Annotated in this window: 13 protein-coding genes; 8 read left to right on the top strand and 5 right to left on the bottom strand. The window is 73.4% G+C overall.

The annotated features are described in order from the left end of the window. Positions 1-20: 20 nt before the first annotated feature. Positions 21-983 (bottom strand): N-acetylmuramic acid 6-phosphate etherase, encoded by a 963-nt coding sequence (gene murQ / locus AB0O36_RS23095; protein ID WP_365113507.1) that lies wholly within the window; start codon positions 981-983, stop codon positions 21-23. Positions 984-1,195: 212 nt separating this feature from the next. Here murQ and AB0O36_RS23100 point away from each other — a divergent pair, with 212 nt between their 5' ends. Genes AB0O36_RS23100 through AB0O36_RS23110 form a run of 3 tightly spaced genes read left to right on the top strand, consistent with a single transcriptional unit; the run spans position 1,196 to position 2,462 of the window. Further along, a complete protein-coding gene (locus AB0O36_RS23100) occupies positions 1,196-1,585 on the top strand; it encodes a hypothetical protein (RefSeq protein WP_365113509.1) in 390 nt (129 codons plus the stop codon). Next, a complete protein-coding gene (locus AB0O36_RS23105; RefSeq protein WP_365113511.1) occupies positions 1,582-1,851 on the top strand; it encodes a DUF4031 domain-containing protein in 270 nt (89 codons plus the stop codon). Before AB0O36_RS23100 ends, AB0O36_RS23105 begins: the two co-directional genes overlap by 4 nt. Before the next feature lie 44 nt (positions 1,852-1,895). Further along, positions 1,896-2,462 carry a Uma2 family endonuclease gene (locus tag AB0O36_RS23110; protein WP_365113513.1) on the top strand — a complete coding sequence of 189 codons (567 nt, stop codon included), beginning with the start codon at positions 1,896-1,898 and terminating at the stop codon, positions 2,460-2,462. An 18-nt stretch (positions 2,463-2,480) separates the two neighbouring features. On the opposite strand, the gene AB0O36_RS23115 is transcribed toward AB0O36_RS23110, so the two are convergent. Next, positions 2,481-3,176, bottom strand: a complete 696-nt coding sequence (locus tag AB0O36_RS23115; RefSeq protein WP_365113515.1) for a copper homeostasis protein CutC — start codon at positions 3,174-3,176, stop codon at positions 2,481-2,483. A gap of 131 nt (positions 3,177-3,307) precedes the next feature. Here AB0O36_RS23115 and AB0O36_RS23120 point away from each other — a divergent pair, with 131 nt between their 5' ends. Together AB0O36_RS23120 and AB0O36_RS23125 are read left to right on the top strand one after the other, a co-directional pair. Further along, positions 3,308-3,961: a hypothetical protein gene (locus AB0O36_RS23120; RefSeq protein ID WP_365113517.1), complete on the top strand. Its 654-nt coding sequence runs from the start codon at positions 3,308-3,310 to the stop codon at positions 3,959-3,961. Between the two features lie 94 nt (positions 3,962-4,055). After that, a complete protein-coding gene (locus AB0O36_RS23125) occupies positions 4,056-5,264 on the top strand; it encodes a Cmx/CmrA family chloramphenicol efflux MFS transporter (RefSeq protein WP_365113612.1) in 1,209 nt (402 codons plus the stop codon). Here AB0O36_RS23125 and AB0O36_RS23130 read toward each other — a convergent pair. Further along, on the bottom strand, positions 5,261-5,926 hold the full coding sequence (locus AB0O36_RS23130; protein ID WP_365113519.1) for a TetR/AcrR family transcriptional regulator: 666 nt from the start codon (positions 5,924-5,926) through the stop codon (positions 5,261-5,263). The genes AB0O36_RS23125 and AB0O36_RS23130 overlap by 4 nt on opposite strands. Positions 5,927-6,152: 226 nt before the next feature. Between AB0O36_RS23130 and AB0O36_RS23135 the strand changes: the two genes are divergently transcribed. After that, on the top strand, positions 6,153-7,037 hold the full coding sequence (locus AB0O36_RS23135) for a class I SAM-dependent methyltransferase (RefSeq protein ID WP_365113521.1): 885 nt from the start codon (positions 6,153-6,155) through the stop codon (positions 7,035-7,037). A 34-nt stretch (positions 7,038-7,071) separates the two neighbouring features. On the opposite strand, the gene AB0O36_RS23140 is transcribed toward AB0O36_RS23135, so the two are convergent. Next, complete coding sequence (locus AB0O36_RS23140) at positions 7,072-9,057, bottom strand: AAA family ATPase (RefSeq protein ID WP_365113614.1); 1,986 nt, start codon at positions 9,055-9,057, stop codon at positions 7,072-7,074. A 527-nt stretch (positions 9,058-9,584) separates the two neighbouring features. On the opposite strand from AB0O36_RS23140, the gene AB0O36_RS23145 reads away from it, so the two are divergent. Next, positions 9,585-9,770, top strand: coding sequence for a hypothetical protein (locus AB0O36_RS23145; RefSeq protein WP_365113523.1), 186 nt, complete (start codon positions 9,585-9,587; stop codon positions 9,768-9,770). Between the two features lie 25 nt (positions 9,771-9,795). On the opposite strand, the gene AB0O36_RS23150 is transcribed toward AB0O36_RS23145, so the two are convergent. Then, positions 9,796-11,439, bottom strand: coding sequence for a DNA repair helicase XPB (locus tag AB0O36_RS23150; RefSeq protein ID WP_365113525.1), 1,644 nt, complete (start codon positions 11,437-11,439; stop codon positions 9,796-9,798). Between the two features lie 138 nt (positions 11,440-11,577). Here AB0O36_RS23150 and AB0O36_RS23155 point away from each other — a divergent pair, with 138 nt between their 5' ends. After that, on the top strand, positions 11,578-12,489 hold the full coding sequence (locus AB0O36_RS23155) for a poly-gamma-glutamate hydrolase family protein (protein ID WP_365113527.1): 912 nt from the start codon (positions 11,578-11,580) through the stop codon (positions 12,487-12,489). The last annotated feature ends 17 nt before the right edge of the window (positions 12,490-12,506 follow it).

The following is a 12,506-nucleotide window of genomic DNA, read 5'->3' on the forward strand; positions in this document are numbered from 1 at the left end:
CCTGCCCACACCGGGGGCAGTCAGCGGGTTGCGGACAGGGCCAGGGTGAGGGCGGGGCGGAGGTGGCCGGCGGTGGTGGTGAGGAGGTCGGCGGCGGTCTGCGCGTCGACGCCGCCGAGGACGACGAGGATGGCGGGCTTGACCTCGCCGCCGGTGGCGGTCAGGGCGGCCTCGATCTCCTCGTCCGGGGCGTCCGTCGCGAGGGCGACGATGCGGCGGGAGCGGGCGCGCAGCTTGTCGTTGGTGGCCCGGACGTCGACCATCAGGTTCCCGTAGGTCTTGCCCAGCCGGATCATCGTGATCGTCGACAGCATGTTGAGCACCAGCTTCTGAGCGGTGCCGGCCTTCAACCGGGTGGAGCCGGTGAGGAGTTCCGGTCCGGTGACCACCTCGATGCCGTGCTCGGCGGCCGCGGCGAGCGCGGAGCCGGCGTTGCAGGACAGGCCGACCGTCAGCGCACCGCGCGTACGGGCGAACTCGACGGCGCCGACCGCGTACGGGGTGCGGCCGGAGGCGGAGATGCCGACCACGGTGTCCTCGGCGGTGAGCCCGAGTGCGGTGAGGTCGGCGGCGGCGAGCTCCGCGGAGTCCTCGGCGCCCTCGACGGCGGTGGACATGGCGGCCGGGCCGCCCGCGATCAGCCCGACCACGTCGGCCGGGTCGGTGTTGAAGGTGGGCGGGCATTCGCTGGCGTCGAGCACGCCGAGGCGTCCGGCCGTACCGGCGCCCGCGTAGACGAGGCGGCCGCCGCGGGCCATGCGGGCGGCGACGGCGTCGACGGCGGCGGCGATCTTCGGGAGTTCGGCGGCCACGGCGGCGGGGACGGCGGCGTCCTCGGTGTTCATGGCGCGCGCGATGTCGAGGGTGGGGAGGCGGTCGATCCCGGCGAGTTCGGGGCGGAACGCCTCGGTGGTGAGGGTGTCGAGCCGGGCGCGGAGTTCGGCGTACGCGGGGGCGCCGGGGGCGCCGGGGGTGCCGTTCATCGGGGTTGGCTCCTCGTGGCTCGGCTCGGGATACCTCGGACACGGTCGTGGACGCGGCCGGCGACGTACCGTCCGGTCGTGGACGTACTGTCCGGTCATGGTGACAGCGCGGGGCCACGGCGGCGGGTGGGCCTGCCGGGCGGTTGTCGTGCGGGCGGGGTTTGTGCGCCGGGAATCCCCCATTGGGAGGAGGTAGGGGTCAAAATGGCCACATGGACCACGCGACCCCCCTGGAACAGGCGCTTCATGCCGCCCGCGCTCTCGTGCTCGCCGATCTCGTCGCGGGCGAGGTCGCCGAGGCCGACGTCGTCTCCCTGGTCGAGGACTCGGTGGTGCACCGCCGGTGGTGGGTGGAGCAGTGGCCCGAGGGCGTCGACTACCTTCCCGGGCTGGTCGCCCAGGACGTGCAGGACGCCCTGCTGGAGAAGTACGGCCGCTGGCCGCTCTGCCCGGTCTGCTCCCACGGGGATCCGCACGCGCTCGACGTGGAGCCGGAGTTGGGTCCGGATCCGCACTGGGTGTGCGGGAAGGCGGGCGTGAAGGTGGCGTCGGTGGGCGCGCTGGGCCCGGTGATGGGCGGCTTCGGGCGGTTCTCCGAGTGACGGTCTACATCGACCCGCCGACCTGGCCGGGCCACGGCCGCATGTGGTCGCACCTGGTCAGCGACGTCTCGTACGAGGAGCTGCACGCCTTCGCGGCGGGCATCGGCTGCCCGCCGAAGGCGTTCGAGCGGGACCACTACGACGTGCCGTCGCACCGCTACGCGGACGCGGTGGCGGCGGGGGCGGTCGAGATCGGAAGCAAGGAGCTCGTCCGGCGCCTGACGGAGGCGGGCCTGCGGCGCCCGAAGGGCCGCCCGGCTCCCTGAGCGTACGGCCCGCATTCCGCCGCCACGGCGCTACGGTGGGCGCCATGGCTTCCCTGCCCGACTGGATGTACCCACCGCGCGCGGAGGGTTGGTACGCCGAGGACCTGGACCACCTCCCGGAAGCTCCACGGCATACCGAGCTGATCGACGGCTCTTTCGTCTTCAGGACTCCCCAGAGGTGGTGGCACAGCCACGTCGTCACCGCGCTCACCCTCGGGCTCGGGGCGCAGGAGCTTCCGGGTGTCGAGATCGCGCGGGAGATGACGGTGACGCTCGACCGGCGCAACCGCCTTGAGCCGGACGTGCTGGCGACGACCGCCGCGTACGACCCCGACCGCACCTGGTTCGCCCCGGAAGAAGTCCTGCTCGTGGTGGAGGTCGCCTCTCCCGACTCCGCCCACCGGGACACCACGGTCAAGCTGCGCAAGTACGCGGAGGCCGGCATCCCGCACTACTGGTGGGTGCGGGAGGAGCAGGGCTCCCCCGTGGTTCACGTCTACGAGCTGGATGCACCGGCCGGTGCGTACGGTGCCGCCGGGATCTTCCGTGACGTGCTGAAGCGGCCGGTCCCCTTCGGCGTCGAGCTGGAGCTGTCCACGCTGACCCCGTAACGGCGACGGCCGCCGCCGCTACGCCAGGGCCTTGCGCCACTCCTCGACCGCGGACGCGGAGACCGGGCCGGACCAGCCGTGCGGGCGGGCCGCGCCGCCGATGTGGAAGGCGTCGATGCCGGCGTCCAGGAGCACCGGGAGGTGTTCCAGGGTGAGGCCGCCGCCGACCATGATCTGCGCCTGGTAGCCGGGTTCGCCGGTGCGTGCCGCTTCCGCGAGCAGGACGGGCAGGCCCTCGGTCACGCCCTTCGCGGAGCCCGCGGTCAGGTAGGTGTCCAGGCCGGGCAGGTCGGCGAGGGCCTTGCGGAGCCGGCCGCGGTCGGCGCACCGGTCGATGGCCCGGTGGAAGGTCCAGCGGCAGCCGTGCAGTTCCGCGAGGAGCTCCTCGACGGCGGCCAGGTCCGGGGCGCCGTCCGGGTCGAGGAAGCCGAGCACGAACTGGTCGGCGCCCTCCGCGCGCAGGGCCCGCGCCTCGGCGGCGAGCGCGGCCACGGCGGCCTCGTCACCTGCGGCGAATCCGTCGGACAGGCGGAGCATCACGCGCAGCGGGATGTCGACGGCGGCGCGGATCGCCGCGAAGGTCGCACGTGACGGAGTGAGCCCGTCCGCAGCCATGTCCGTGACCAGTTCCAGCCGGTCGGCTCCACCGGCCCGGGCCGCGACCGCGTCCTCCACGTCGAGGGCGATCACCTCCAGGACTGCTCGGTTGCTCATCTGATCCCGTCCTTCGAAGTAGGGACAACAGGTCTAGTCCAATCTCCAGGGTACGGGGCTCCCGCCACGCTTCACCAGCACAATCACGCCACCCCCACAGGGAGACCACACCGGCACAGCACAATGACCGCATGCACACCGACATCGCGCAGCTGGAGCGGGAGCTGGCAGCCGCCTGGAACGACACCGCCACCGCGGCCGGCGCCCTGCGCGACCCCGCGCCCTACGCCAGCCGCCTGCTCGCCGCCTGGGCGGAGCCGCAGCGGCGGTACCACACCACCGTCCACCTCGCCGCGGTGCTCGCGCACGTCGACGTGCTGGCCGGGCACGCCGCCGACGTGCACGCCGTACGCCTCGCCGCCTGGTTCCACGACGCGGTGTACCGGCCGGACCGGTCCGAGAACGAGGAGCGCAGCGCCGTCCTCGCCGAGCGGGCCCTGTCCGAGCTCGGCGTCGACGCGGAGCGGACCGCCGAGGTGGCCCGGCTGGTCCGGCTCACCGTCACCCATCACCCGGCGCCCGGCGACACCAACGGCGAGGTGCTGTGCGACGCCGACCTGGCGGTGCTGGCCGGGGGCCCGGACGCGTACGCGGCGTACGTGGCCGCCGTGCGCGACGAGTACTCCTTCGTGCCGGAGGACGCCTTCCGGGCGGGCCGGGCGGCCGTGCTGCGGCAGCTGCTGGACCTGCCCCGGCTGTTCCGTACGCCGTACGGGACCGCCCGCTGGGAGGCGGCGGCACGCCGCAACCTGGCGGCGGAGCTGGCCACGCTGATCGAGCCCTGATCCCGTGGCGACCGAGCCCTGATCCCCTGCGGGAATGCGGCGGGCTTCGGCGGGGTTGATCCCCTTCATGCCCACAAACGCCGAACGCACCCGAATGCCCGTGGCCGTCTACGTCCTCGGCCTGTCCGTCTTCGCGCTCGGCACGAGCGAATTCATGCTCTCGGGGCTGCTGCCGCCCATCGCCGAGGACATGGGCGTCACCATCCCGCAGGCGGGCCTGCTCATATCCGCGTTCGCCATCGGCATGGTCGTCGGCGCGCCGCTGCTGGCCGTGGCCACCCTCCGGCTGCCCCGCCGGACCACCCTCATCGCCCTGATCACCCTCTTCGGGCTGGGCCAGGTCGCGGGCGCCCTGGCGCCCTCGTACGAGCTGCTCTTCGCCTCGCGGGTGGTCGCGGCCCTGGCCTGCGCCGGGTTCTGGGCGGTCGGCGCGGCCGTGGCCATCGCCATGGTCCCGGTCGACTCCCGGGCGCGCGCCATGGCCGTGATGATCGGCGGCCTGTCCATCGCCAACGTGCTGGGCGTCCCGGCCGGAGCCTTCCTCGGCGAGCACCTGGGCTGGCGTTCGGCGTTCTGGGCGGTCGGGGCGGCCTCCGCGGTCGCCCTGGTCGGCATCCTGCTCCGGGTCCCGAGGATCCCGCTGCCCGAGACCCGGCCGAGCCTCGGCCGTGAGCTGGGCATCTACCGCGACAAGCAGGTCTGGCTGGCCATCGGCGTCACCGCGCTGGCGGCCGGCGGCGTGTTCTGCGCCTTCAGCTACCTGGCGCCGCTGCTCACGGACGTGGCGGGACTGGGGTCCGGATGGGTGCCGTGGGTCCTGGCGCTGTTCGGGGTGGGCGCGCTGATCGGCACCACCGTCGGCGGGCGGGTCGCCGACGCCCATCTGTTCGGCGTGATGATCTGGGGCATCGTGGCCTCCACCGTCTTCCTGACGGCACTGGCCCTGTTCGCCTCGGCCGCGGTGGCCGCGGTCGGCCTGTCCTTCCTGCTCGGGGTCTCCGCCTTCTTCACCGCTCCGGCGCTGAACGCCCGGATGTTCAACGTGGCCGGTGCGGCGCCGACGCTGGCCGGAGCGACCACCACGGCCGCCTTCAACCTGGGCAACACGGGCGGGCCGTGGCTGGGCGGCACGGTGATCGACGCGGACCTGGGCTTCGCCGCGACGGCCTGGGCGGGCGCGGCCATGACCCTGACGGCCATCGGCCTCGTGGTCGCCGCGATGCGGCTGGACCGGGGCGGTGTCTCCCGGGTCGTCACCGGCTCGCGCGGGGCGGTGGCCGCCGAGGGCGTGCGGGCCGGCTAGCTGCCGCGTACGCCGTCCTGCGCGTCGTCTTGCGCGGCGTCCTGCTCGCCGCCTTGCTCGGCGTCCTGCGTGCCGTCCTGCTCGTCCACGAGCTGGGCGACGAGCCGGCGTACGGCGGGCCGGGGGTCGGGCGTGCCCGGCCATGAGGTCATCAGCAGGTGGTGGCAGGTGCCGACGAGGGCGAGGGCGGCCGTCCCGGGGTCGACGCGGCGCGGCACCCGGCCGGTCTCGCGTTCGGCGCGGAGGTAGTCGGCGACGGCCTCCTCGATCGCCGCGAAGCCGGGCGCACCGGCCCGGAACGCCTCGCGGACGCGGAGGGAGGCGGCCGGGCGGGCCATGGCGAGGCCCGACAGGGCGGGACCGCCGGAGTCGAACAGGGCGAGGACGACGGCGTCCAGGTTCCCGGCGACCGTCCCCCGTCCGGCGAGCCCGGACAGGGCGCCGGCCCGCCGTGCGGTGCGCGCGAACCGGTCGAGGACGAGCTCGGCCACGAATTCGTCGAAGCCCGCGAAGTGCGTGTGCAGCAGGCCCTTGGCGCAGCCCGCCTCGGTGGTGACGGCGCGGCTGGTCAGCGCGCCCGGCCCGTCCCTCTCGACCACGCGCTCCGCGGCCGCGAACAGGCGCTCCCGCACGTCGGGGGTCGCCACTCCACGCGGTGACATGTCCTGCCGTCCTCTCCGCCGCCGTACTGCGTTGCCGTACTGCGTTGCCGTACTGCGCCGCGTACTGCTTCGTCGTACTCCGCTGCCCTACGGCCTGGATGGTAATCGGCCTTCACAGTATGGGCGCTTGCCCATACTGTGGTGCGCAGAGGTTTGGGCGCATGCCCATTCTCTCGTCCGCTCATCCGTCCGTCCGTCCGTCAGTCAGTCCGTCGAGGAGGCTTCTGTGCCGGAGATCGTCAACACCGAGCAGGCGACCGCGTGGAACGGCCCCGAAGGCACCCACTGGGCCCGCAACCAGGACCGCTGGAACGCCGTCAACGGGGGCTTCGACGAGCCCCTGCTGACCGCCGCCGCCGTCACCGGCGACCGCCGCACCCTCGACCTCGGCTGCGGCGCCGGCCACACCACGCGCCTCGCCGCCCGCCGCGCCCCCGGCGGCCACGCCCTGGGCGTGGACCTCTCGGGCCCCATGCTCGCCGAGGCGCGGGCCCGTGCGGCCGCCGGAGGACCGGCGAACGTGTCCTTCCTCCGGGCCGACGCCCAGGTGCACGCCTTCGGGGCGGCGGCGTTCGACGCGGCCGTCAGCCGTTACGGCGTGATGTTCTACGGAGACCCCGAGGCGGCGTTCGGCAACGTCGGGCGCGCCCTCCGTCCCGGCGGCCGCCTCGCCTTCGTCTGTCCCGCCGCCCCCGGGGACAACGGCTGGGTGACGGCCATGGCCTCCCTGGACGGCATCCTGCCGGTGGGCGGCTTCGCCTCCCCGGGCGACGGGCCCGGCATGTTCTCGCTGGCCGACCCCGACCGCGTCCGCGCCCTACTCACCGCCGCCGGCTACACGGGCATCGCGGTCGACGAGGTGACGGCGTACGGCACCTGGGGCCGGGACGCCGCCGACGCGGCGGACTTCCTCCTGGCCACCGGCCCCGGCCGGCACCTCATGGGGCAGGCCGAAGGGACCGCCCGGGCCCGGGCCCGCGAGGCGCTCACCGACCACCTCGCCGGCCACGCGGGGCCCGACGGCACGGTCCGCCTGCTCAGTACGTCCTGGCTGGTCACGGCGGACCGCCCGGCCCGCCGCCGGACCCGCCACCCGGCCGTGGCCTTCTGATCAGGCCGGGCCCGCGTACGGGGAGGGGTTCCGCTCAGGCGGCCAGTGCCGCGGGCAGCGGCGTCGCGTGCACCGCCGTCAGGCCGGACACGGCCCGGGTCAGGCAGACGTAGAGGCGGCGCAGGCCGGTCCGTTCGTCGGGTTCGCCGTCGACCACAGCGGCCGGCTCGTCCAGGACCACGTAGTCGTACTCCAGGCCCTTGGCCAGCGAGGCCGGCACCAGGGTCAGCCGGGACTCGGCGGTGGTCTCCTCGCCGGGCGAGAGGTACGGCAGGCCGGCCGCCAGCAGTGCCCCGGCCAACACGGGGATGCGCGCGTCGGCGGCGATCAGGCCGATCGAGCCCTCGTGCGCGAGCGCCGCGCGGCAGGCCGCCACCACCGCCGGAGTGAGCTCCTCCGGGTCCGCCACCGGTGTCACCGCCAGCGAGCCGGGCGTCTCGCGGACCGAGGAGACCGCGGTCAGGCCCGGGGAGATCGCGGGGAGCAGGCGGGAGGCGTACGCGATCACCTCGCGCGGCACGCGGAAGCCCGCGGTGAGCTCCTCCAGCACCGCCTCCGGCTTGCCGAGGTGGGTGAGCGCCTCGGTCCAGCTGCGGGTGGCCCAGGGGGTGGTGCCCTGGGCGAGGTCGCCGAGGACGGTCGCCGAGCCGGTGGTGCAGCGGCGGCCCACCGCCCGGTACTGCATGGGGGACAGGTCCTGGGCCTCGTCGAGCACGACGTGACCGAGGGAGGGGGTGCGTTCGACCAGGTCGGCCGCCTCGTCGATGAGGACCAGGTCGGCCGGGGACCACTTGGCGGACTTCACGCTGCGGAACGGCTTCGGCCAGAGCAGCAGCTGCTGCTCGTCGGCCGTGAGGAGCCCTTCGGCGTGCTCGGCGAGGAAGCCGGGGTCGGAGAGCAGCCGCAGCACCAGCTTGGCCGGGTCCACGGCCGGCCAGATCTGCTTGACGGCGGCCTTCACGGCGGCGTTGCGGGCCACCGCGTCCTGGACCCGGTCGTCCGGGGCCTCGCCGGCCTGCTCCATCCGGACGAGCACGGCGTGGGCGATGCGCTGCGGGAGGGCGTCGCGGGCGGCGCCGTAGCGGATGTCGCGTTCGCGCAGCTCGGTGACGATCTCCTCCAGCTCGTACGCCGGGACGCGCCAGCGGCGCGAACCGCGGACCACCATCAGGGCCTCGGCGGGCGCGGAGACGTGCGAGCGGACGGCGCGACGCAGCACCTCGGCCATCTTGGCGTCGCCCTTGACGACCGCGGTCGCGGCGGGGTCGGCGGCGCGGACCGGGGCGTCCTCGCGGGCCACCAGGTCGTCCACGGTGGCCTGCTTGACCTCCAGCTCGCCGAGGGCGGGGAGGACCTGCTCGATGTAGTGGAGGAAGGACCGGTTCGGCCCGATGACCAGGGTGCCGGTGCGGGCGAGGCGCTCGCGGTGGGCGTAGAGGAGGTAGGCGACCCGGTGCAGGCCGACGGCCGTCTTCCCGGTGCCGGGGCCGCCCTGCACGCAGACGGAGCCGGACAGGCCGGAGCGGACGATCTCGTCCTGCTCGGGCTGGATGGTGGCCACGATGTCGCGCATGGGGCCGACGCGGGGGCGTTCGATCTCCTGCTGGAGCAGCTTGGAGACGGCGGCCGCCTCGGCGGGGTCGGAGAGGTGCTCGTCCTCGTAGGCGGTGAGGTCGCCGCCGGTGTAGCCGAAGCGGCGGCGGAGGGCGACGTCCTGCGGATCCTTCTTGGAGGCCCGGTAGAAGGGCTGGGAGACGGGGGCGCGCCAGTCGATCACCATGGGGTCGCCGTCGCCGTCGTGGACGTGGCGGCGGCCGATGTAGAACTGCTCCCCCTCGGCGCCCTCCGCGAGGTCGGCGCCGGGGGCGTGGAGGTAGTCCAGGCGGCCGAAGAAGAGGGGGGTGTGGGCGAGGTCGGCCAGGGCCTTGATGCGGTCGTCGATCTGGGCCTGGAGGACGATGGCGTTGACCCAGTTCGCCGTGACGTCGCGGATGTCGAGGGCTTCGACGTCCTCGCGCATGGCGCGGAGCGCGGCGCGGGAGGCGGCGAGGTGGGCGCGTTCGCGGGCGAGGGGGCCGGCGTCCGGGACGGCTTCGGCGTCGGGGTGGGGGCCGGCGTCCGGGACGGCTTCGGCGTCGGGGTGGGGGCCGGCGTCCGGGACGGCTTCGGCGTCGGGGCGGGGGCCGGCGTCGGGGACGGTTTCGGCCCCGGTCTCGGCTTCGGTCTCGGCGTCGGTGACGGTGTCGGGGACGTGCGCGGGCACGGACTGCCTCCTGCTCTCCTGCTCCTGGACGTGCGCGTTCGGTCGTTCGGCCGTCCGGTTCCGACCGGACGGCAGCACTCCCCGGTGATGGCGGCGGAGGAGGCGGGCAAGAGCGGAGATTCTAGTCAGGAGGGCGGTGCGGCGCGAACGGATTTCCCGGCCGACCCCTAGGGGACCGTACGGGTGTAGTACCGCAGGACGTCAGACCTGGGAGGGACACAGGGGGGCGGAGATTGGCTCTGAGGACCGATGTGCGGCGCGGGTCGGCGGCGCACCATGGATTCATGAGCACCGCAACTCTCACCCCGAACCAGGGCGCCCGCCCGAGCGGCGCCACCGCCCTTTCCGAATCCCACCCCAAGCACCGTCTCGGCAGCCTGCTGCGCGCGGCGAAGGTCTTCACCGCGAGCGCGTTCAGCGTCGCCCTTCTGGGCGAATACGGCGAGGAGGCCGGCGTCATACGCAGATGACGCCGGCGGCCCCTGGGTCCGTCGGTCAGTCGCCCTTGAGGACCTCGTCCGCGTCCATGATCCGGTAGGCGTAGCCCTGTTCGGCCAGGAAGCGCTGGCGGTGCGCGGCGAAGTCCTGGTCGATGGTGTCCCGGGCGACCACCGAGTAGAAGCGCGCCTCGTGGCCGTCCGCCTTCGGACGGAGGACCCGGCCCAGACGCTGGGCCTCCTCCTGGCGGGAGCCGAAGGTTCCGGAGACCTGGATGGCCACGGTCGCTTCCGGCAGGTCGATGGAGAAGTTCGCCACCTTGGACACCACCAGGACGCTGATCTCGCCCTGGCGGAAGGCGTCGAAGAGCTTCTCGCGCTGGGCGTTGGAGGTCTCGCCCTTGATCACGGGCGCGTCCAGGTGCTCGCCCAGCTCGTCGAGCTGGTCGATGTACTGGCCGATGACCAGCGTCTGCTCGCCCCGGTGCTTGCGGACGAGTGCTTCCGTGACCTTCCGCTTGGTCGCGGTGGTGGCGCAGAAGCGGTACTTCTCCTCGGTTTCGGCGGTCGCGTAGGCGAGGCGCTCGCTCTCGGTGAGGTTCACCCGGACCTCGACGCAGTCCGCGGGCGCGATGTAGCCCTGTGCCTCGATCTCCTTCCAGGGCGCGTCGAAACGCTTCGGCCCGATCAGGGAGAACACGTCGGACTCGCGGCCGTCCTCACGGACCAGGGTGGCGGTCAGGCCGAGCCGCCGGCGGGCCTGGAGGTCGGCGGTGAACTTGAAGACCGGCGCGGGCAGCAGGTGCACCTCGTCGTAGACGATCAGGCCCCAGTCCCGGGAGTCGAACAGCTCCAGGTGCGGGTAGATGCCCTTCCGCTTCGTGGTCAGCACCTGGTAGGTGGCGATGGTGACCGGACGGATCTCCTTCCGGGTGCCGCTGTACTCGCCGATCTCGTCCTCGGTCAGCGAGGTCCGCTTGACCAGCTCGTGCTTCCACTGGCGGGCCGAGACGGTGTTCGTCACCAGGATCAGCGTGGTCGCCTTGGCCTCGGCCATGGCGCCCGCGCCGACCAGGGTCTTGCCGGCGCCGCAGGGCAGCACGACCACGCCGGAGCCGCCGTGCCAGAAGCCGTCCACGGCCTGCCGCTGGTACGGGCGCAGCTGCCAGCCGTCCTCGGCGAGCTCGATGGGGTGCGCCTCGCCGTCGACGTACCCGGCGAGGTCCTCCGCCGGCCAGCCGAGCTTGAGCAGGGTCTGCTTGATCTGCCCGCGCTCGGAGGGGTGCACCACGACGCTGTCCGCGTCGATCCGGGCACCGACGAGCGGGATGATCCGCTTGGACCGGAGGATCTCCTCCAGCACGGGCCGGTCGGTGCTGGTGAGCACCAGCCCGTGGGTGGGGTGCTTGGACAGGGTGAGCCGCCCGTAGCGGGCCATCGTCTCGGCGACGTCGACGAGCAGCGCGTGCGGCACCGGATAGCGGGAGTACTCCACCAGCGCGTCCACGACCTGCTCGGCGTCGTGCCCGGCGGCCCGCGCGTTCCACAGGCCCAGCGGCGTGATCCGGTAGGTGTGGATGTGCTCGGGCGCACGCTCCAGCTCGGCGAACGGCGCGATGGCGCGCCGCGCCGGCTCGGCGAGCTCGTGGTCGACCTCCAGAAGGAGGGTCTTGTCGCTCTGGACGATGAGAGGCCCGTTCACGCACGTACCTTCCTGGACGGGGTGGCCGCCCGGGCGCGGGCGGCCAAACCTCCAGTCTGCCGTATTGGGGTGCGGCTGTCCGGTGGGGCGTGTAGCTTGCGCTCGCCGAATTCGATCTTGACTTGAGGGGGGAACCTCATGGCCACGACCAGGCGCATGCTGTTGACCGGATTCGCGGCGGCGGCGAGCGTGCCGCTGGGGGGCGGGCTCGGGCCGTCGAAGGCGTACGCGGGGACGAGCTATCCGATCGACCCGGGTTACAGCAACACCGACCTGTACCGCGATCTCGCGGAGAAGGGTGCGGGCTACGGCGAGGGGTACGACTACGCCCGGCGGTACAAGCGGCACGAGATGAGCGACGACGGCCCAGGGACGGGCCTTCCGTACGCCCTGACCACCGTCCTGGCGATCCACGGCGGCCAGATCGAGCCCGGGACCAGCGAGGTGTGCCTGGGCATCGCCGGGTACGTCCCGCAGGCGACGGGGGAGCTGCAGCCGAAGGAGCCCGGTGCGCCGCGCTACGACTACTGGATGTTCGAGGGGCTGAAGTTCAAGAACAACAGCGAGCTGCACGTCACGTCCTCGCTCTGCGACGACCCGGTCGCCCTGTCGATGGCCTACGCCAGCCACAACATCCTGAGCGTGCACGGATGCCAGTGGGATCAGGCGGTTCCCGACGAGTGGCGCAAGTACCCGGAGCGCCACCCGGACAAGCGGCTCGTGGTGGTCGGCGGCCGCAACGCGGCGTTCAAGGCCCGTCTGAAGACCCAGCTGGACAAGCTCGGGATCACGGTCCTGGACGGCCCCGAGCGGCTCAACGGGGACGAGGAGACCAACATCTGCAACCGCACGTTCCGCCCCTTCGACGAAAGCGCGCCCACGGGCGGGGCGCAGCTGGAGATGACCTGGGAGCTTCGGGCGAGCCTGTTCGGCGACACGAGCGCCCCCGGCGCCCGGTCGCGCAGCACGAACGACGAGTTCACCGCCTTCGTGAACGCCTGCCGCACCGCGATCGCCGACCAGGAACGCACCCAGCGCAAGGCGTGGTGATCCGGCGCACGACCGGT

Source organism: Streptomyces sp. NPDC089799, assembly GCF_040684755.1.
GTDB lineage: Bacteria > Actinomycetota > Actinomycetes > Streptomycetales > Streptomycetaceae > Streptomyces.